This is a genomic window from Microvirgula aerodenitrificans DSM 15089 (assembly GCF_000620105.1).
Lineage (GTDB): Bacteria > Pseudomonadota > Gammaproteobacteria > Burkholderiales > Aquaspirillaceae > Microvirgula > Microvirgula aerodenitrificans.
Genome location: NZ_JHVK01000005.1, coordinates 149407 through 168721, shown reverse-complemented (window position 1 = coordinate 168721; position 19315 = coordinate 149407). Strand labels below are relative to the sequence as shown.

18 protein-coding genes are annotated in these 19315 nt (G+C 65.9%); 6 read left to right on the top strand and 12 right to left on the bottom strand.

The genetic code is table 11. The annotated features are described in order from the left end of the window. Window positions 1-59: 59 nt before the first annotated feature. Entirely contained in the window at window positions 60-275 is a 216-nt protein-coding gene (gene rpmE, locus Q352_RS0107740; RefSeq protein ID WP_028498860.1) for a 50S ribosomal protein L31, read from the top strand. Between the two features lie 89 nt (window positions 276-364). On the opposite strand, the gene Q352_RS0107735 is transcribed toward rpmE, so the two are convergent. Then, on the bottom strand, window positions 365-721 hold the full coding sequence (locus Q352_RS0107735; RefSeq protein WP_028498859.1) for a DUF423 domain-containing protein: 357 nt from the start codon (window positions 719-721) through the stop codon (window positions 365-367). Window positions 722-887: 166 nt separating this feature from the next. Between Q352_RS0107735 and Q352_RS0107730 the strand changes: the two genes are divergently transcribed. The 3 genes from Q352_RS0107730 to Q352_RS0107720 all read left to right on the top strand — a co-directional run bounded on the left by Q352_RS0107730 (window position 888) and on the right by Q352_RS0107720 (window position 3578). Further along, a complete protein-coding gene (locus Q352_RS0107730) occupies window positions 888-2717 on the top strand; it encodes a methyl-accepting chemotaxis protein (protein WP_028498858.1) in 1830 nt (609 codons plus the stop codon). Between the two features lie 2 nt (window positions 2718-2719). Next, window positions 2720-3043, top strand: a complete 324-nt coding sequence (locus Q352_RS0107725; RefSeq protein ID WP_028498857.1) for a hypothetical protein — start codon at window positions 2720-2722, stop codon at window positions 3041-3043. Between the two features lie 94 nt (window positions 3044-3137). Further along, window positions 3138-3578, top strand: coding sequence for a DUF411 domain-containing protein (locus Q352_RS0107720; protein ID WP_051528763.1), 441 nt, complete (start codon window positions 3138-3140; stop codon window positions 3576-3578). Here the strand turns inward: Q352_RS0107720 and Q352_RS20215 are convergent. Continuing rightward, window positions 3575-5221, bottom strand: a complete 1647-nt coding sequence (locus tag Q352_RS20215) for a methyl-accepting chemotaxis protein (RefSeq protein WP_051528762.1) — start codon at window positions 5219-5221, stop codon at window positions 3575-3577. The genes Q352_RS0107720 and Q352_RS20215 overlap by 4 nt on opposite strands. Before the next feature lie 198 nt (window positions 5222-5419). After that, window positions 5420-6214 carry an enoyl-ACP reductase FabI gene (gene fabI / locus Q352_RS0107710; protein WP_028498855.1) on the bottom strand — a complete coding sequence of 265 codons (795 nt, stop codon included), beginning with the start codon at window positions 6212-6214 and terminating at the stop codon, window positions 5420-5422. 93 nt (window positions 6215-6307) lie between these two features. On the opposite strand from fabI, the gene Q352_RS20210 reads away from it, so the two are divergent. Further along, entirely contained in the window at window positions 6308-8122 is a 1815-nt protein-coding gene (locus tag Q352_RS20210; RefSeq protein ID WP_373280115.1) for an extracellular solute-binding protein, read from the top strand. A 15-nt stretch (window positions 8123-8137) separates the two neighbouring features. Here the strand turns inward: Q352_RS20210 and Q352_RS0107700 are convergent, their stop codons facing one another. From Q352_RS0107700 to hutC, 7 genes are all read right to left on the bottom strand, one after another. After that, complete coding sequence (locus Q352_RS0107700) at window positions 8138-9451, bottom strand: MFS transporter (RefSeq protein ID WP_028498854.1); 1314 nt, start codon at window positions 9449-9451, stop codon at window positions 8138-8140. A gap of 58 nt (window positions 9452-9509) precedes the next feature. Beyond that, window positions 9510-10430 carry a formimidoylglutamase gene (gene hutG / locus Q352_RS0107695; RefSeq protein ID WP_028498853.1) on the bottom strand — a complete coding sequence of 307 codons (921 nt, stop codon included), beginning with the start codon at window positions 10428-10430 and terminating at the stop codon, window positions 9510-9512. After that, window positions 10414-11637, bottom strand: a complete 1224-nt coding sequence (gene hutI / locus Q352_RS0107690) for an imidazolonepropionase (RefSeq protein WP_028498852.1) — start codon at window positions 11635-11637, stop codon at window positions 10414-10416. The genes hutG and hutI overlap by 17 nt, the downstream gene beginning before the upstream one ends. A 15-nt stretch (window positions 11638-11652) precedes the next feature. Further along, window positions 11653-13326, bottom strand: a complete 1674-nt coding sequence (gene hutU / locus Q352_RS0107685) for a urocanate hydratase (protein WP_199905577.1) — start codon at window positions 13324-13326, stop codon at window positions 11653-11655. A gap of 218 nt (window positions 13327-13544) precedes the next feature. Beyond that, window positions 13545-14351 carry a DUF2145 domain-containing protein gene (locus tag Q352_RS0107680; RefSeq protein WP_028498850.1) on the bottom strand — a complete coding sequence of 269 codons (807 nt, stop codon included), beginning with the start codon at window positions 14349-14351 and terminating at the stop codon, window positions 13545-13547. After that, window positions 14348-14815 (bottom strand): hypothetical protein, encoded by a 468-nt coding sequence (locus Q352_RS22225; RefSeq protein WP_051528760.1) that lies wholly within the window; start codon window positions 14813-14815, stop codon window positions 14348-14350. Before Q352_RS22225 ends, Q352_RS0107680 begins: the two co-directional genes overlap by 4 nt. Before the next feature lie 79 nt (window positions 14816-14894). Further along, complete coding sequence (hutC, locus tag Q352_RS0107670; RefSeq protein WP_036385690.1) at window positions 14895-15608, bottom strand: histidine utilization transcriptional repressor HutC; 714 nt, start codon at window positions 15606-15608, stop codon at window positions 14895-14897. A 126-nt stretch (window positions 15609-15734) separates the two neighbouring features. Here hutC and Q352_RS20200 point away from each other — a divergent pair, with 126 nt between their 5' ends. After that, window positions 15735-16538 (top strand): quaternary amine ABC transporter ATP-binding protein, encoded by an 804-nt coding sequence (locus Q352_RS20200; protein WP_036385687.1) that lies wholly within the window; start codon window positions 15735-15737, stop codon window positions 16536-16538. Here the strand turns inward: Q352_RS20200 and hutH are convergent. After that, a complete protein-coding gene (gene hutH / locus Q352_RS0107660; protein WP_028498848.1) occupies window positions 16535-18049 on the bottom strand; it encodes a histidine ammonia-lyase in 1515 nt (504 codons plus the stop codon). The genes Q352_RS20200 and hutH overlap by 4 nt on opposite strands. Before the next feature lie 178 nt (window positions 18050-18227). Further along, complete coding sequence (gene dinB / locus Q352_RS0107655; RefSeq protein ID WP_028498847.1) at window positions 18228-19301, bottom strand: DNA polymerase IV; 1074 nt, start codon at window positions 19299-19301, stop codon at window positions 18228-18230. Between the last annotated feature and the right edge of the window lie 14 nt (window positions 19302-19315).

The following is a 19315-nucleotide window of genomic DNA, read 5'->3' as shown; positions in this document are numbered from 1 at the left end:
GCGCCCCTTTCGTAAAGCAGTGCAGGCAAAACCCCTGCACCCGACACCAAGGAAAAATCATGAAGACCGATATTCACCCGGATTACACCGACCTGGAAGTGAACTGCTCCTGCGGCAACAAGTTCAAGACCCGTTCCACGCTGGGCAAAGACAGCTTCCACGTTGAAGTCTGCTCGGAATGCCACCCGTTCTACACCGGCAAGCAAAAGGTGATGGACACGGCAGGCCGCATCGACAAGTTCAAGCAAAAGTTCGGCAAGTTCGCCCGTTCGTAATCGACGGCGATCGCCCCGATCGGAAAAGACAGCCCCGGCTGTCTTTTTTCACGCCCCGCGCTTTGGCGCGGGGCGTTGTCGTTCCGGGATCAGCGGCAGCGCAGGTAGGTCCAGATCGCCAGTGCCCAGCCGATCAGCAGCAGCGTGCCGCCGACCGGGGTGACCATGCCGAGCCAGAGCGGGGCGCCGAGCGCCATCGCGTACAGGGTGCCGCAGAACAGCAGCGTACCGATCAGCAGCACGCCGGCCGCCTGTGCCAGTTGCGGCCGCCCGAGCCCGGCAAGCGCGATCAGGGCGGCGGCATGCCAGAACTGGTACTGGACCGCGGTATGCCACCAGCCGGCCTGTTGTGGCGACAACTGCGGGGCGAGTGCATGGGCGCCAAATGCGCCGAAAGCCACGCCGAAGAACATCAGTACCATGCCTGCCAGAACGGTTGCCCGCATGTAATACCCCTGCAAAAGGCCGAAGCTTGCCGCCGGGCTTGCCGCCGGTCAACCCGCCCGCAAGTTTTGTCCATGCGGAATGGATTGTGCGAGCGGCAAACAGCACAATCCTATATATTCATGCGTCAAATAGCTTCTCAAAGTAAAAACAGCAGGGGGAGGAAGAATGGACGGTTTCCTGCAGGCATACCGCTTTGTCGAAAAGACGTTCTGGAATTCGCTGTCGCGAAAACTGGGCAGCCTGTTCCTCATCTCGGTGCTGCAACTCGGCTTTGTGTTGCTGGTGTGGCACACCAGTGACGGCATTCGTACCGCGCTGACGCAGGATGCACAGCTGTCCGTCGCCACCCGTGCCGATGTCCAGTCGCTGCTGGACCAGGCGCTGTATGGCGCCGTCGCACTGTGGGTGATGTCGTTCGCCTTTATCGGCTTCATGTTCTGGTACCTGCGCTTCCTGATCGTACGGCCGATCCGCATGATCATCGATATCTTCAATGATATCGGCGAAGGCGTCGGTGACCTGTCGCGCACCATTCCGGCCATGACCTATGACGAAATCCGCGACCTGTCCGAGGCCTACAACCGCTTCCTGAAGAAAATCCGCGAAATCATCAGCCAGGTGCGGCTGATGTCGGTCCGCATCGCGATGGAATCGGCGCGTTCGCTGAAGAACGTCAACGAATCGCTCGGCTCGGCGGAAAAGCAGGAGACGCTGGCCACCCAGGTCGGTTCGGCCAGCGAGCAGAACACCTCCGGCATCAACGAGGTGTCCGGCGAAACGCTGCGCATTGCCGATACCACGGCGGCCAACCTGAATCTGGCCCGCGAAACCCGGGTCGAACTGGACGAGGTGGCCAGGCGGATCGGCGCGGTCAGCGAACGCATTGCCCACTTCAATGTGACCGTCAGCGAACTGAACCAGCGTTCGACGTCGATCAAGGAAATCCTCAACCTGATCAAGGAAATTGCCGAGCAGACCAATCTGCTGGCGCTGAACGCCGCCATCGAGGCCGCGCGCGCCGGCGAATCCGGCCGCGGTTTCGCCGTGGTCGCCGACGAGGTGCGCAAGCTGGCCGAGCGCGTGCGCGGCGCCACCGATGAAATCTCCGGCAATATCGAAACCATGGTCGGGCTGGTGGTCACCACGCAGCAGGAAACGCTGGAAATCACTGCCGACACCCAGTTCGCGACCGAAGTGGTCGACCGTGCATCGCATCACTTCGTCACCATGGTCGACGATTTCGAGCACACGTCGGCCAGCCTGGCCGACATTGCCAGCACCATGCACACGTTTGCCGGCAACAATTCCCAGGTCAATGCCAATGTGTGCGAGATCCGCGAACTGTCGTCCGGCGTGCGCGACAAGCTCACGCATTCGGCGGCAGTGTCGCGCGACCTGTCGAGCGCAACCGAGCAGGTGCAGGAGCTGGTCAGCCGCTTCGTGATCGGCGAGGGCGAGTTCGACCGCACCCTGCAGCTGTCGCGCCAGCAGCGCGACGCACTGGAAGCGCGGCTGAACGAATGGCAGGCCCAGGGCCTGAACCTGTTCGACCGCCACTACCAGCCGATTGCCGGCACCAATCCGCAGAAATTCCACACCAGCTACGACGCCCGCGTCGAGCGGGAACTGCAGGTCGTCTACGATGCGCTGACCGCCGAGGTGGCTGGTGGCCGCTTTGCGCTGCTGGTCGACGAAAACGGCTATGCACCGACCCATATCAGCCGCAACTCGCAACCGCTGACCGGTGACCCTGCCGTCGACCTGCAGGCCAGTCGCGACAAGCGCATGTTCAACGACCCGACCGGGCTGCGTTCCGCGCGCAACCGGCAGCCGTTCCTGCTGCAGACCTACATGCGCGACACCGGCGAAATCCTGTCCGAGCTGGCGCTGCCGGTGACGGTTGGTGGCCGCCCGTGGGGCGCCCTGCGGGTCGGCTTCGATGCACAGAGCCTGCTCGACCAGAGCGCGGCTGAAATGAAGACCGCAAAAGCCTGATCATGACGACCCTGCTGCGCATGTTCTGCCTGATCGTTGCCCTGGCGCTGGCGCCGGTGCACGCGGCATCGATGCGCATGCCGGTCGTGGCAGCCGGCCTGTCGGCCCATGCCGGCATGGACGGCATGGATGACAGGAAATGCGGATCGGCCCCTTGTCCGAATCGTACGCCGGCGCAGCCCGACTGCTGTTCGCCTTCACTGCCGGCCTTGCCGGCCGCCATGCCGGGGACGGTCATGCCACTGCTGCCGCCTGCTGTCGCGGCCGTGGCGGCGCTGCCTGCCGGCCGTACCTGGGCACCGCCCGAGCGCCCGCCCCGGGCCTGAACTCCCGTGCCAGCCGATTGCCGGACGGTCAGCTGACCGCACCGGCGCTTGCCACAAACGGGCCGGCCATGCCGCCCGAACAGGAGTTCACCCAATGAAATACCCTTCCTCTGCCGCCACGCTGGCGGTGCTGTTCCTGCTTGCCTCTCCGCTGACCCAGGCCGCGGTGCGCGATGTGACCATGTACAAGAACCAGGGCTGCCTGTGCTGCGACAAATGGGCGCAGCATCTGGAAAAAAATGGTTTCCGGGTCAAGAGCGTTGCCCTCGATGACGTCACGCCGGTCAAGGAAAAGAACCATGTGCCGGTGGCATTGCGTTCATGCCACACCGCGCAGATCGGCGGCTATGTGTTCGAAGGACACGTACCGGCCGATCTGGTGAGCCGCGTGCTGAAGGAAAAGCCGAAGCTGGCCGGGCTGGCTGCACCCGGCATGCCGCAGAGCGCGCCCGGCATGGATCTGCCGGGCAACCATCCGTATGCGGTAATTGCCTTTACCGCTGATGGCAAGACCCGCGTCTACGCGCAGCGCTAAGCCGATGCCGGCTTGCCCGGCAGGGTAAACCAGGCCACCGCCTCGTTCAGATCGAGGGCAAGACGCTCCATATCCTGCGTGTTGCCCGATACGGTATGAACGATGGCGGTGTTTTCTTCTGCCATCTGCGCGACCTGCTCCATGTGGTGGGCGATCTCCGTGCTGGCGACTTTCTGCTCGTGCACCGAGGCGGCAATCAGATCGGCGCTGCGGCTGGTGGCGCTGACGGCGGCTTCGCAGTCGTCGAACGCGGTCTCGACCTGGCCGATGCCCTGCACACTGCGGGCAAGCGCGTTCCGGCTGTTGTCCAGTGCGGATTCCAGCTGGCTGGAGCGCTGCTCCAGTTGCTGCGTGACCGCGGCGATGGCATTGGCCGAGTGGGCCGACTTTTCCGCCAGCTTGCGCACTTCATCGGCGACCACGGCGAAGCCGCGACCACTTTCCCCGGCGCGTGCGGCCTCGATGGCCGCATTCAGCGCCAGCAGATTGGTCTGGTCGGCGATATCGCGAACTTCTCCGGTCATGCTGGCGATCCGGCGGGTATCGCTGATAAAGGCCAGCACCGTGCTGGATACCGCATCCACCGACCCGGTGACGCCGGCCATCTCCGTGATCAGCGCCTGCAGGCGCATCTTGCCGATACCGGCCGTGTCATGGCTGGAGTGTGCATGATGGTGCAGGTCGGCTGCGGTATCCGCGACCTGGCTGATGCTGACGGTCAGTTGCTCGATGGAAGCTGTCGCCGCCGCCGCCTCGTTCTGGGCATGGGAAGCGGTTTCGACCCGGGTGGATGAGGTGGACAGGCTGCCGGCCAGTTCGCTGGTCCGGCTGACGCCGTGGTGCACGCTGCCGATCGCCTTGACCAGCGAGAGGCGCATGCTGTCCAGCCTGTGCAGCAGTACGGCGATTTCATCATGGCCGGCCTCGACAGCCGTCGGGCGCAGGTCGCCGGACGCGACACGATCGGCACTGGCAACGGCCTGGGCCAGCGGCCGGGTGATGGAACGGGTAATGGCGATGGCGATGATCAGCATCAGCAGCAGGCAGAATGCGGAGATGCCGACGGCAATACTGAACAGTCCTTCTGCCGTCTGCTCGGCATTCAGCGCCCCCTGGTTGGCGAGCACGGAGGACTGGTGATTCAGCTGCTCGAGCAATTGCATCAATTCCAGATGGCGCGGCTTCTGCCTGATCAGTGCCGCGGTGGCCTCGTCATGGCGATTGGCCAGCCCGAGCCTGAGAATGTCCAGCTGGGCGGGCTTGAGTGCCTGGTACCGGTCGCGGATGCTGGCTGCCAGCACATGAATGGGACTGCTTCGGTCGAAGCGGGCCAGCAGTTTTTGCTGTTTATTGAACAGGCTCATCATGTCCGCCTGCAACTGCTTCAATTCCTGGCTGTAGCTGACCATTAATGTCGGGTCGCTGGTCAATACCAGGTCACGCAGCAGGATGCGTTCCCGCAACTGGAGAATCTCCAGCTGGGAGGCATTTTCCAGCATCGGCAGGCTGTTGTCGGAAACGCCCAACGTATCCTGCTCGATTTGTCTGACGCCGAAAATAACCAGCATGGCCATGCTGATCAGCAACAAGGTAATGGCGCCGAATGCGATGGCCAGGCGGTGGCCAATCCTGAATCTGTTCAAGGGAGGGTCCTCTGTTTGGTGCTGACGGGCAAATTCGATGCCCGCGATGATATCGGCCCGGAGTGGCATCGAAACAGGGAACGCGCGCTTGAAACAAGGACAACAGTTTTTGCCGGCGGGATGGAGATTCAAGCCGGCCGCAGACAAAACAAAGGACGCCAGCCTGTGGGGCTGGCGTCCTTTCCGGGGGCTGGCGACTTATTCTTCGTCAGGCGCGTTCAACGCGTTGATCGAATAGCCGGCATCCACATAGGTGATTTCGCCGGTAATGCCCGACGACAGATCGGACAGCAGGAAAGCGGCCGTGTTGCCGACTTCCTCGATCGTCACGTTGCGGTGCAGCGGCGAGTTGGATGCAGCCATTTTCAGCAACTTGGAGAAGCCGGAAATGCCGGAAGCGGCGAGGGTCTTGATCGGACCGGCGGAAATGCCGTTGGCACGGATCCCGTCACGGCCGACTGCCGACGCGGTAAAGCGCACGCTGGCTTCCAGGCTGGCCTTGGCCAGGCCCATCACATTGTAGTGCGGCACGGCGCGCACGGCGCCGAGGTAGGTCAGTGCGAGCAGTGCACCATTGCGCCCCTGCATCATCGGACGCGCGGCCTTGGCCAGCGCCGGGAAGCTGTACGACGACACGTCGTGCGCGACGCGGAACGCCTCGCGCGACAGGCTGTCGAGGAAGTTGCCTTCCAGCGATTCGCGCGGTGCAAAGGCGATGGCATGGACCAGACCGTCAAGGCCGTCCCAGTGCTGGCCGAGCTCGACAAACAACTGGTCGATGTCCTCGTCCACGGTGACGTCGCACTTCAGCACCAGTTCGCTGCCGAAATCGTTCTTCGCCAGATCGGCCACGCGATCCTTGAGCTTGTCGCTCACATAGGTAAAGGCCAGTTCAGCGCCTTCACGCTTACAGGCTTCGGCGATGCCGTAGGCGATGGAACGGTTGGAGAGCAGTCCGGTGATCAGGATCTTCTTGCCCTGCAGAAATCCCATTTGGCTATCCTTCTCGGTTGGAATTGCGCGATTATAGCGTGTCAGACCACAACCCGCTGCCTGGTCCCGATGCGCCTACTCCCTGCAGTCCTGATGACGGTGGCTCTCGCCTGCGTCGTACCCGCCGCCATGGCCTCCTCATCGGTGGCGCTCGGCTATACGCCCAAATACCCGGCCGGCTTCCGCCAGTTCGATTACGTGAACGGCGACGCGCCCAGGGGAGGGCGTCTGCGACTGCCTGCGCTGGGCAGCTTCGACACACTGAATCCGTTTACGCTGAAGGGCGACAAGGAGGCTGGCGTCGCCGCGCTGATGTTCGATACGCTGGCGGAAAAATCGCTGGACGAGCCATTCTCGCTGTACGGGCTGCTTGCGGACGACATGCGGCTGGCGCCGGACGGCAAGTCGGTGACCTTTCACCTGAATCCGCGCGCCCGCTTCAGCAATGGCGACCCGGTCCTGGCGGCCGATGTGGTCGCGTCGTTCAATGCCCTGACCCGTGACAAGTCGGCCCACCCGCGTTACCGCTTCTACTGGGCCGACATTACCCGCGCGGTGGCGGTCGGCCCGCTGACGGTGCGGTTCGACTTTCGCGAGCGCAATGCCGAGCTGCACATGATCATTGCCGAACTGCCGATTTTTTCGCGCAAGTGGGGCAATGGCAAGCCTCTCGGCGAACGGACGCTGATCGCGCCGATCGGCAGCGGTCCGTACCGGCTGAAAAGCTATCAGCTTGGCCGGCAGAGCGTGTTCGAGCGCCGTGATGACTACTGGGCCCGTGACCTGCCGGTCCGGCGCGGCATGTTCAATTTCGACCAGGTGGTGTTCCGCTATCTGCGTGACGACACGGTGCGACTGGAATCGTTCAAGGCTGGCGAATACGATGTGTCGTCGGAAAATATCGCCAAGCAGTGGGCGCGCGGCTACCGTGGCGAGCGCTTCGACGATGGCCGCATCGTCAAGGCGACCTTTCCGCACCAGAACCCGCAGGGAATGCAGGGCTTCGCGATGAATCTGCGCCGGGCGCCGTTCCAGGACCGTCGCGTGCGCGAGGCCATGGTGCTGGCCTTCGATTTCGAGTGGGCCAACCACAAGCTGTTCTATGACCAGTACTCGCGCAGTAATAGCTACTTTTCCAACAGCGAGCTGGCGGCGCAGGGCATGCCGTCGGCGGCCGAGCTGAAACTGCTGGAACCGTATCGCGGGCAACTGCCGCCAGCGGTCTTTGGCCCGGCAGTCACGGCACCGGACAATGGCTCGCCGGCGGCGCTGCGCGCCAATCTGCGCCGGGCGGCGGCGCTGCTGACCGAGGCCGGCTACCCGATGCGCGGCGCGCAGCGGGTCGATGCGCGCGGCCGGCCGCTGGAACTGGAGTTCCTGACCTTTTCCAAGACCTATGAGCGCATCATCGCGCCGTACGCGCGGAATCTGGCCCGGCTCGGCATCCTGCTCAGCGTGCGGACGGTCGATCCGGCGATCTACCAGCAGCGCAGTGATGATTTCGATTTCGACATGACTGTGGCCGTCTATCCGATGTCGCTGTCGCCGGGCAACGAGATGTTCGAGTTCTTCGGCTCGAAAACTGCCGAATCGCGCGGGTCGACCAATACCGTCGGGCTGAAGAGCCCGGTGGTTGATCACCTGCTTGGCGAGTTCACCCGTTTCCAGAATCGCGAACAGCTGGTCACGGCCAGCCATGCGCTCGACCGCGTGCTGCGTGCCGACTACCTGATGGTGCCGAACTGGCACCTGGCCAGGCACCGCATTGCCTACTGGAACCGCTTTGGCTACCCGAAGACGCTGCCGCGCTACTACCAGCCGCTGGACTGGGTGATCCGCACCTGGTGGGAAGTGCGGCCGGCAACGCGGGATGCCGACGCGGACGACGGGGCGGGGCGCGCCGGCTGACCCGTGCCTGCCGCGTCAGGGCGCCTGCCTGGCCCCGCCAATCCACGCCAGCCGTTCGCGCCAGATCCTCGGTGCCCGGCGGCACAGCAGCAGCATGGCGAGCAGATTGCCGAGCGACACCAGCAGGAACAGCAGCGAGATACTGTCGGTCAGCGCCAGCACCACGGCGCTGGCGACGGTAGCGGCCACCATGTACAGACCGTTGACGATATTGTTCGCCGCAATGGCCTGGGCACGGAAATCCTCCGGTGCGGCAGTCTGCAGCCAGGTGTACAGCGGCACGGTGAAGAAGCCGCCGGACACGCCGAGCAGAAACAGGTCGGCCATGTCGCGCCAGTGTGCCGGGCTGGTCAGGAAAGTGGCCATCGACAGCAGCGGGCCTTGCCACGGGGCATGGGTGGACAGGAACAGATCGATGCCGAACAGGGTCATGCCGGCGCCGCCCAGCAGCACCAGACCGAGCTGGAGCCGGCCGGCCGACAGCTTTGCGCACAGGATCGATCCGCTGGCAATGCCGATCGAGAACAGCGCCAGAATCAGCGTATACACATTGGCGTCGCCGCCGAGGTGCAGCCGGGTAAACGTCGGCAACTGGGTGGTATAGACCGCGCCGAGCAGCCAGAACCAGGAAATGCCCATGATGGCCGAGCCGACATCCGGATAGCGGCGCACCCGGCGCAGCAGCACCCAGGTATCGCCGGCGATATTGGCTGACAGGCGCAGCTTCGGAGCGGGGGCCGGGGCGGCCGGAATCAGCAGGCTGGCCAGCAGGCCGGCGAGGGCGACCGCGACCAGAATCCCGACCGTGGTGTGCGAGCCGGACTGGACCATCAGCGCGCCGCCGATCTGGCCGACCAGAATGGCGACAAAGGTTCCCATTTCGATCAGGCCGTTACCGCCGATCAGCTCGTGCTCGCGCAGATGCTGCGGCAGGACCGCGTATTTGACCGGGCCGAAAAAAGTCGAATGGGCGCCCATCAGGAACAGCGCGGTCAGCAGGGCGCCGACGGTGTGGGTATAGAAGCCCCAGGCGGCCAGCAGCATGATGGCGACTTCGGCAATCTTGACCCAGTGCGCGACCCGCGATTTGTCGATTTTCTCCGCCAGCCGGCCGGCCGTGGCCGAAAACAGGAAGAACGGCAGGATGAACACGCCGGCGGCCATGTTGACGATCTGCGCCGGCGGCAGGCCGGCGAAGGACAGCCCGGCATAGCTGACCAGCACCAGGAAGGCGGTTTTCAGCAGGTTGTCGTTCAGCGCGCCCAGAAACTGGGTGCAGAAAAGCGGCAGGAAACGACGGGTCGGGAAGAAGGCAAAGGACGAGGCCACAGCAGCCTTTCGGATACGGAGGGCGAAAGGATACCCGCAAGCGCCTGGCCCCGGCGAGTTACAGCAACTGGAAGACCAGCCGGGCGGCAATCCGCGCGGTGTGGCTGTCGATATCGTGGCGCGGGTTCAGTTCGGCCAGTTCGGCCAGCCGGAGCTTGCCACTGGCGCGGACCTGGGCTGCGATGCGCTCGATGACCGCCAGCTCGACCCCGAACGCCGCCGGCGCCGACACGCCGGGTGCGACGCTGGCCGGCAGCACATCCAGATCGATGCTCAAATGGATGACGTCCACCCGGTCGATGAAATCGCCGAGGATGGCCGGATGCCAGTCCCGCATCGACTGGTCGTCCACCCACTGCACACCGAGTTCGCGGGCGCGGGCGAACAGCGCGGCGGTATTGGACGGCGCGGCGACACCGAGGCATGCATAGTGGAATGGCCAGCCCCGGGCGGCGCAGTCGTCGGCGATCTGGCGGAACGGCGTGCCGGAGGTCGCGCGGTCACCGGCGCGCAGATCGAAGTGGGCATCGAGATTGATGATGCCGATGACCAGTGGCCGCGACTGGCGGGCGCAGTGCGCCGCCAGCCCCTGCCAGGAACCGAAAGCCACCTCGTGGCCGCCGCCGAGCACCAGCGGGCGGTGTCCGGCATCGAGCAGTGTCGCCACTTGTTCGCCGAGCTCCTGCTGGGCGGCCTCCAGGGCGTCACCGTCGCAGCGCACGTCGCCGGCGTCGTACAGCGGCCGCTCGCCATGCCAGGCCAGTCCGGCCAGCGCGCTGCGGATCGCTGCCGGCCCGCCGGCCGCACCGATGCGGCCGTGATTGCGGGCAACGCCGGCATCGCAGGCGAAGCCGATCAGCGCCGTGCCGGGGGCATCGGCGCGCGGGGAGAGGACCTGCTGGTGCCAGCGCCGGCCCAGCGGGCCTTCCTCGCTGTCGATGCGGCCATGCCAGATGGACGGGTCAAACGGAAGGAACATGATCGGGTATCCCGTTGAAAATGCGCTGGGCCAGCGGGTTGTAGCCCAGATGGTAGGACAGCTCGGCCGGATGTCCGATCTCCCACAGTGCCAGATCGGCACGCAGGCCGATGGCCAGCCGGCCGCGGTCGGCGAGACCGAGCGCGGCCGCTGCATGGCGGGTCACGCCGGCCAGCGCCTCGGCCGGCGTCAGGCGGAACAGGGTGCAGCCGAAATTCATGGTGGTCAGCAGCGAGGTCAGCGGAGAGGTGCCCGGATTGCAGTCGGTTGCCAGTGCCATCGGTACGCCGGCGTCGCGCAGCGCGGCGACTGGTGGCAGCCGGGTTTCGCGCAGGAAGTGAAAGGCGCCCGGCAGCAGCACGGCGATGGTGCCGGCGCGGCGCATGGCCGCGATGCCGACGGCCGACAGCCATTCAAGATGATCGGCCGACAGGGCGCCGAACCCGGCGGCCAGCGTCGCACCGCCCTGGTCGGACAACTGCTCGGCATGCAGCTTGCAGGCGATGCCGCGTTCGCGCGCGGCCGTGAACAGCCGGCCGACCTGGGCCGGGGTGAAACCGACCTGCTCGCAGAACGCATCGACGGCGTCGATCAGTCCTTCGTCGTCCAGCGCCGGCAGTACGACCTCGACCAGATGGTCGATATAGTCGTCGGCGCGGTCGGCATACTCCGGCGGCACGGCGTGCGCGCCGAGAAAAGTGGTGCGGACGGTGACGCCTTCGGCCGCGAGGCGATGGGCGACGTGCAGCATCCGGCGTTCGGTGTCGAGATCGAGGCCGTAGCCGGACTTGATCTCGACCGTGGTCGTGCCCTCGCCGATCAGCGCGGCCAGCCGTTTTCTTGCGCTGAGATACAGGCTGTTGTCGTCGGCGGCGCGGGTGTCGCGCACGGTCGAGCGGATGCCGCCACCGGCGCGGGCGATATCGGCATAGCTGGCGCCGTTCAGGCGCAGGTCGAACTCGCGGGCACGGTTGCCGGCGTATACCAGGTGGGTGTGGCAGTCGATCAGCCCGGGCGTCAGCCAGCCGCCATGGCCGTCGATTTCCCGCCGTGCGGCCAGCCCGGCCGGCACGGCGCTGTCGGCGCCGAGCCAGTCGATGCGGCCATCGCGGATGCTCAGTGCGGCATCCCGGCATTCGCCGTAACTGCCAGCGCCGCCTTCGACACCGGCGAGATGTACGCGGCGGATCAGCAGATCGGCTTGCATGGCGCCTCCATCAGGTCAGTGATCCAGCATAGGCAATTGCAGGCCGGCGTCACGCGCGGTTTGCCGGGCCAGCGGATAGCCGGCATCCGCGTGCCGCATCACGCCGCTGGCCGGGTCATTGAACAGCACCCGCTTCAGCCGGCGGTCGGCCGCCTCGCTGCCATCGCAGACGATGACCATGCCGGCATGCTGGCTGAAGCCCATGCCGACCCCGCCGCCGTGATGCAGCGATACCCAGGTGGCACCACCGGCGGTGCTCAGCAGCGCATTCAGCAATGGCCAGTCCGACACCGCGTCCGAGCCGTCGGCCATGGCCTCGGTCTCGCGGTTCGGGCTGGCGACCGAGCCGGTATCGAGATGATCGCGACCGATGACCACCGGCGCTTTCAGTTCGCCGTTGCGCACCATCTCGTTGAAAGCCAGGCCGAGCCGGTAGCGGTCGTGGACGCCGACCCAGCAGATGCGTGCCGGCAGCCCCTGGAAGGCGATGCGCTCGCGCGCCATGTCCAGCCAGTGGTGCAGGTGGGCATCGTCCGGGATCAGCTCCCTGACCTTGCTGTCGGTACGGTAGATGTCCTCCGGGTCGCCGGACAGCGCGACCCAGCGGAACGGGCCCTTGCCCTCGCAGAACAGCGGCCGGATATAGGCCGGCACGAAGCCGGGGAAATCGAACGCCCGGTCGACACCCATCTCCAGCGCCACCTGGCGGATGTTGTTGCCGTAGTCCAGCGTTGCCGCACCGCGTGCCTGCAGCGCCAGCATGGCGCGGACCTGAACGGCCATCGACTGTCTGGCCGGCAGGATGACCGACTGCGGATCGCGGCGCCGGGCCTCGTGCCAGCGGTCGATATCCCAGCCCTGCGGCAGGTAGCCGTTGACCGGGTCATGGGCGCTGGTCTGGTCGGTGACCACGTCCGGGGTGATGCCGCGTGCCACCAGCTCGCAGAAGACGTCGGCGGCATTGCCAAGCAGGCCGATCGACAGTGGCCGGCCATCACGGCGGGCGGTTTCGATCATCTCCAGCGCCTGGTCCAGCGTGTCGGCCTTGCGGTCGAGGTAGCAGGTACGCAGGCGGAAGTCGATTCTCGAGGCGTCGCATTCGACCGCGATCATCGAAAAGCCGGCCATGGTGGCGGCCAGCGGCTGCGCACCGCCCATGCCGCCCAGTCCGCCGGTCAGGATCCAGCGCCCGGCCGGCTGGCCGTCGAAGTGCTGGCGGGCGACGGCAAAGAAGGTTTCATACGTGCCCTGGACGATGCCCTGGGTGCCGATGTAGATCCAGCTGCCGGCCGTCATCTGGCCATACATCATCAGCCCCTTGCGATCCAGCGCGTTGAAGTGCTCCCAGGTGGCCCAGTGCGGGACCAGGTTCGAGTTGGCAATCAGCACCCGCGGCGCATCGACGTGGGTGCGGAACACGCCGACCGGCTTGCCGGACTGGATCAGCAGCGTCTCGTCCTCGTCCAGCGCCCGCAGCGAGGCGAGAATCTGGTCGAAACACGCCCAGTCGCGCGCGGCGCGGCCGATGCCGCCATAGACGACCAGCGCCTGCGGATGCTCCGCCACCTCGGGGTCGAGATTGTTCTGGATCATCCGGTAGGCGGCCTCGATCAGCCAGTTCTTGCACGACAGCGTGGTGCCGCGCGGCGCGTGTATCTCGCGGGACGGATCAAGGCGCGGGTCGGTCAGGGACGAGTGGGGCATGGGAAAATCTCCGCAGTGTGTGCATGTCAGGCTGTCCGACATGCGGGGCGCGCACGCCGTGGCCGGCAACTGTCACCGAGTGTAGTGCGGAGAATTTGTATAGACAAGTTGTGGCGTACGTGCGCCGCAAAAAGAAACCGCCACGAGGGCGGTCTGGACTGTCTCTGCTCCCCGCGACAAAGCACGGGCGAGGGAGCGGAAGATCAGGCGGCGGGTGCCGGGACCGGTTTGAGCTGCGTTCCCGGGCTGCTCCGTTTCAGCATCTCGATCACGGACTCGACGGTGATGGTGTCGATCTGGCCGGCCATCCGGCGCTGGGTCGGATGGTCGTCGAACGCCACATTGGCACGGAACATCCGCCCGCCCAGCCGCTTCATCGCGCCGATCTGCAGCGTGCCGGGCTGATAGCCGGCCGATTGCAGCCAGGCCTGCGCGTCGGCACGACGGGCAAACTGGCGACCGGCCAGCGCTTCCGACAGCACTTCCAGCACCCACTGGTTGGAGTTCTGGTACTGGGTCGAGTACGGGTAGGCCAGCATGTTGTAACGGGACGCGTGCATCTGCTCCAGCGAGGCCGGATTGCGCAGCAGCAGGCGCAGGCGGGCCTGGGTCTGTGCGTCGGGAATCACGACCAGCGACTCGTACGAGAACATGTCGTCGAGGAAGAAATTGGCCAGCCCCTCGCGCCACAGCACCGAGGTGGCCTGGCCGCAGTCGTTCAGCAGGTGGCTGACCCGCCACGGCTGGCCGGGGGCATCGCGGGTGACAAAGGCGGCGTGGGAGTAGTGCAGCCCGTACTCGGACAGATCCTGGCCGACCCGTGCAATCACGGCCACATCGGGCGACAACTGGTCGAGTTGCTGTTGCAGGGCCAGCCCGCTGCGGAAGGCGCTGCGCACAGTGGCCGGTTCCAGCGGGGTTTCGTGGCAGGTCTGGCCGGCATGGGCGGGCAGGGCAGCCAGCATCGCCGTCAGCAGCGGCAGCAGGCAGGCAAGGCGGCGCGCGTTCATGGTTGCAGCGCCGGTGCGGCTTCCTGGTCGACCCGGCTGCGGTGCAGCAGCGCTTCGCCGGCCGTGTTCGGGATAAAGGCCAGCAGCTTGCCCATATAGACCAGCGAGTGGCCGGTGGCCTCGGACACGACATTGACTGTCTTGCCGACGGACAGCCCGGCGGCGCGCACGGCGGAGGCGGACATGGCCACCGTGGCCTTGCTGCCGTCGGCCGCTTTTTCCAGCACGACGCGGAAGGTGTCGGCCGATCCTTCGACCAGTGACACCACGACCAGGCCCGAACCGAACGCCCCGGCGACCGAGCCCTGGAGCGGATGGCCGGTTACCGACAGCAGCGGCGAGGCGGCAACGGACATCCCGCCCAGGCTGGCGGTTTCGGATGCGCCCTTGGCGAAGGCGGCTGCCGGCATCAGGCTGGCAGCGCAGGACAGGAACAGGGCAATCGTGGTTTTCTTGACGTGCATGATGGGACCATGGCTATGACGAAGGCGCATTGTAGCCGATACGTTATGTGCTTATGTCATGGCTGGCCATCGTGCCCACTCAGAATGCGCCGGCAAACTGGAAGCGCGATCCCGGATGCCACAGCGTGACATCGGTGGCGATGCGCCCGTGCGCCCAGGTGCGACGCTGCAGGACCAGGCACGGGTCGCCGATGTCCATCCGCAGCCGGTGCCGCGCGGTCGCATCCGGCATCCGCGCGATGATCAGGTATTCGGCCCGCTGCATCGGCGCTTCGCGCGTCATGTAGGCGTTCGGCGTCAGGGTGCGGAAGTCCTGCTTCAGATAGTGCGGATACAGCTGCGGATTCACGAAGCGGTCCTCGAGCTGGATCGGCACGTCATTGTCGAAGTGGAGCAGGCGCGAGTGGAATGCTTCGTCGCCCAGATCGAGTTCCAGCGCCTGCAGTGCCGCGCGGTCGCGGGTCCGTTCCAGCAGCAGCACCTCGCAGTGGTGGTGATGGCCGCGGCTGGCGATTTCGTCGGCGATATTCCGGATCTGCACCAGCGTGGACTGGTACTTCTGCCCGGCGACAAAGGTGCCGGCGCCCTGGATCCGGGTCAGTACCTGTTCTGCGGTCAGCTCGCGCAAGGCACGGTGCACGGTCATCCGCGACACGGCGAACTGCTTGAGCAGTTCGTGCTCGGACGGAATCTGCTCGCCGGTCTGCCAGATGCCCTGCTCGATCTGGCGGCGGACATAGGCCTTGATCTGGGCATAGGCGGGAACGGGTTTGGGCTGGACGGGGCTGGGCATGGGCAGGGCCGGCGACGGAATGGCCGGCACTATAGCATGGCTTGTATAGCCAACCGGGCGCGGCGGACGGCGCCGGGACGCTGCGGTATGCTGGTCGGGAATCCAGTCATGCGGGGAGTGAGCGACATGCCCAGAATCGTCGCCAGGCACATTGTCAAAATCTTCGGCCACGGCAGTGAGCGGGCACTGGCCATGCTGCGCCAGGGGGCGGCCAAGGCCGAGGTGCTGGCCGCGACCGGCTGCACGGTCGGCCTCGACGATGTGTCGCTGGAGATCGACGCCGGGCAGGTGTTCGTGATCATGGGGCTGTCCGGTTCCGGCAAGTCGACGCTGGTGCGCCATTTCAACCGGCTGATCGACCCGACCGCCGGTGAAATCCTGATCGATGGCGAAGACATCCTGCAACTGGATGCTGCCGGGTTGCGCGCCTTGCGCCGGCGCTCGGTCAGCATGGTGTTCCAGCACTTCGGCCTGCTGCCGCACAAGAGCGTGCTCGACAACGTGGCCTACGGGCTGGTGGTGCGTGGCGAAAAAACGGGTAGTGCGCGCGAGGCGGCACGGCACTGGATCGACAAGGTCGGGCTGGCCGGCTATGAGGCCATGCGGCCCGACACGCTGTCCGGCGGCATGCGCCAGCGGGTCGGGCTGGCGCGGGCGCTGACCGCCGATACCGACATCCTGCTGATGGACGAGGCCTTTTCCGCACTGGACCCGCTGATCCGGCGGGAAATGCAGGACCAGTTGCTTGAGCTGCAGGCGACACTGCACAAGACCATTGTCTTTATCACCCACGATATCGACGAGGCATTGCGGCTCGGCCAGCGCATCGCCGTGTTGCGCGATGGCCGGCTGGTCCAGGTCGGCGACGCCGACGATATCGTCAACCGGCCGGTCGACGACTACGTGCGGCGCTTTGTCGACCGGCGCTAGTCGAAAGCCAGCGGGCTGTGCGCGGCGAACGCGCCCTCGCGGACCAGGGCGGTCACGGCGGCAATGTCGGGGGCGAAATAGCGGTCGATATCGTAATGCGGCACATGGCGGCGCAGCAGCGACATGACCTCGCGCAGGCGCGGGCTGGTGACGTGCGGGCCGCGCAGGTCGATGCCCTGTGCCGCCGCCAGCAGCTCGATGGCGAGAATGGCTGCGGTATTGTCGGCCAGATCGGCCAGCTTGCGCGTGGCAAAAGTCGCCATCGACACATGGTCTTCCTGGTTGGCCGAGGTTGGCAGCGAGTCGACCGAGGCCGGATGGGCCAGGGTCTTGTTTTCGCTGGCCAGCGCGGCGGCGGTGACATGGGCAATCATGAAGCCGGAATTGACGCCGCCATCCCTGACCAGGAACGGTGGCAGGCCGGACAGCGTGGCGTCGATCAGCAGCGCAATGCGCCGCTCGGCGATCGAGCCGATCTCGGCGACGGCCAGCGCCAGGTTGTCGGCGGCGAAGGCGACCGGTTCGGCGTGGAAATTGCCGCCGGACAGCACTTCGTCGCTGTCCGGGAAAATCAGCGGGTTGTCGGATACGGCGTTGGCCTCGATCAGCAGCACCGAGGCGGCATGGCGCATCTGGTCGAGACAGGCGCCCATGACCTGGGGCTGGCAGCGCAGGCTGTAAGGGTCCTGCACCTTGCCGCAGTCGCTGTGTGACAGATTGATGGCCGAGCCTTCCAGCAGCGTGCGGTAAGCCGCGGCAGCGTCGATCTGGCCGGCCTGGCCGCGCAGCGCGTGGATGCGCGGATCGAACGGCGCCGTCGAGCCGGCGGCGGCATCCACCGACAGACTGCCGGCCACCAGCGCGGTACGGAACAGATCCTCGATCGCGAACAGATTGTGCAGCGCCAGCGCCGTCGACGCCTGGGTGCCGTTCAGCAAGGCCAGCCCTTCCTTGGCCGCCAGGGTCATCGGTTGCAGGCCGGCGGCGGTCAGCCCTTCCGCCGCCGGCGCGCGCCGGCCGGCGATGAATACCTCGCCGACACCGAGCAGCGCGGCGGACAGGTGCGCCAGCGGTGCCAGGTCGCCGGAAGCGCCGACCGAACCCTTGACCGGAATCAGCGGCAGCACGTCGGCGTTGTACAGCGCAATCAGGGCGTCCATGACCACGCGGCGGACGCCGGAATGTCCCCGGCCGAGGCTGGACAGCTTCAGGGCGATCATCAGCCGGACTACCGGCGCCGGCATCGGCTCGCCGACGCCGACCGCATGCGACAGCACCAGATTGCGCTGCAGCAGTTCGAGCTGATCGTGCGGGATGTGCGTGCTGGCCAGCCGGCCGAAGCCGGTGTTGATGCCATAGGCCGGCGCACCCCGGGCGGCAATGCGTGCCACGGTATCGGCGCAGGCGTCGATGGCGGCAGCGGCGGCCGGATCGAGTTCCAGCGGGGGCGCGTCACGGTCGACAAGACGCAGTTGCGCCAGGGTCAGGGCGCCGGGAGTGAGCGTGAGCATACAGTCATCCTGTGAGCGGGTCGGAGTGCGGATGAGTGTAATGTATAGTCAATTCGTCTGGCTATATTGTCAGACAGAAAGACGATTTATTCCCGTTTGCGCCCAGAATAATGGGGAATTAGTGAATATTTAAGAATTCATTACCGGATATGTATAGACATTTGGCGGGCGTGGCGATTCATGCTGCGTCCCACAGCGGCAGCGTGATGCCGATGCCGGCATCGTCGTCGTCCCCGAAGCGGACGCCAACGCCGAGCAGGCGCACCGGCTTGCCGCCGCGTGCCCAGGCGCTGTCGAGCAGCAGCGAGAACACCTCGCGGTCCGGCTGTGCACACAGGCATTCCATGCTGGTCTGGCGGAAGTCGTGGAAGCGGATCTTGACGATGGCCTTGTGCGGCGTGCGCGGATCGGCAGCGCGGGCCAGGCGGCGGAAGAAATCGTCGCACAGCGCCGGCAGTGCGGCCCGGCAGGCGGCCAGGTCGGGCAGATCCTGGGCATAGGTGTACTCGACCGACAGCGACTTGCGCACCCGCTCGCTGACCACCGGCCGGCTGTCGATGCCGCGACACTGGTGGTACAGCGAACGGCCCAGCTTGCCGAAATGCTGCTCCAGCGCTTCCGGCGTCCATGCCTGCAGGCTGGCGCAATCACTGACGCCGAGCCGGGCCAGCCGGGCGGCGGTTGCCTGGCCAACGCCCCACAGTTTTGACACCGGCAGCGGGCGGATAAAGGCGTCGACAGCGGACGGCGGTACCACGAACTGGCCGTCGGGCTTGTTCCAGTCGCTGGCGATCTTGGCCAGCAGCTTGTTGCCGGCGATGCCGGCGCTGGCGGTGATGCCGACCTCGCGCGCGATCCGCGCCCGGATCTCCTCGGCCATCCGTGTCGCGCTGCCCAGGCAGTGCGGCTGGCCGCTGACATCGAGATAGGCTTCGTCCAGTGACAGCGGCTCGACCCGGTCGGTGTACTCGAGAAAAATGCGGCGGATGGCCTGCGACGCCTCGCGGTAGCGCGGGAAGTCCGGTGGCAGCAGCACCAGGTCGGGGCAGGCCAGCATCGCGCGGCGGGTGGACATGGCCGAACGCACGCCGAAACGGCGGGCCAGGTAATTGCTGGTCGCGATGACGCCGCGCTGGTCGGAGGCGCCGCCGATGGCCAGCGGCACCTCGCGCAGCGCCGGGTTGTCGCGCATCTCGACCGACGCGTAGAAGCAGTCGCAGTCGACATGGATGATCTTGCGCTCGGCGCTCATGGATGACGATTGCC

Coding starts and splice junctions, on each gene's coding strand:
- rpmE (WP_028498860.1), top strand. CDS start 60: ATGAAGACCGATATTCACCCGGATTACACCGACCTGGAAGTGAACTGC.
- Q352_RS0107735 (WP_028498859.1), bottom strand. CDS start 721: ATGCGGGCAACCGTTCTGGCAGGCATGGTACTGATGTTCTTCGGCGTG.
- Q352_RS0107730 (WP_028498858.1), top strand. CDS start 888: ATGGACGGTTTCCTGCAGGCATACCGCTTTGTCGAAAAGACGTTCTGG.
- Q352_RS0107725 (WP_028498857.1), top strand. CDS start 2,720: ATGACGACCCTGCTGCGCATGTTCTGCCTGATCGTTGCCCTGGCGCTG.
- Q352_RS0107720 (WP_051528763.1), top strand. CDS start 3,138: ATGAAATACCCTTCCTCTGCCGCCACGCTGGCGGTGCTGTTCCTGCTT.
- fabI (WP_028498855.1), bottom strand. CDS start 6,214: ATGGGATTTCTGCAGGGCAAGAAGATCCTGATCACCGGACTGCTCTCC.
- Q352_RS20210 (WP_373280115.1), top strand. CDS start 6,308: ATGACGGTGGCTCTCGCCTGCGTCGTACCCGCCGCCATGGCCTCCTCA.
- hutG (WP_028498853.1), bottom strand. CDS start 10,430: ATGTTCCTTCCGTTTGACCCGTCCATCTGGCATGGCCGCATCGACAGC.
- hutI (WP_028498852.1), bottom strand. CDS start 11,637: ATGCAAGCCGATCTGCTGATCCGCCGCGTACATCTCGCCGGTGTCGAA.
- Q352_RS0107680 (WP_028498850.1), bottom strand. CDS start 14,351: ATGAACGCGCGCCGCCTTGCCTGCCTGCTGCCGCTGCTGACGGCGATG.
- Q352_RS22225 (WP_051528760.1), bottom strand. CDS start 14,815: ATGCACGTCAAGAAAACCACGATTGCCCTGTTCCTGTCCTGCGCTGCC.
- hutC (WP_036385690.1), bottom strand. CDS start 15,608: ATGCCCAGCCCCGTCCAGCCCAAACCCGTTCCCGCCTATGCCCAGATC.
- Q352_RS20200 (WP_036385687.1), top strand. CDS start 15,735: ATGCCCAGAATCGTCGCCAGGCACATTGTCAAAATCTTCGGCCACGGC.
- hutH (WP_028498848.1), bottom strand. CDS start 18,049: ATGCTCACGCTCACTCCCGGCGCCCTGACCCTGGCGCAACTGCGTCTT.
- dinB (WP_028498847.1), bottom strand. CDS start 19,301: ATGAGCGCCGAGCGCAAGATCATCCATGTCGACTGCGACTGCTTCTAC.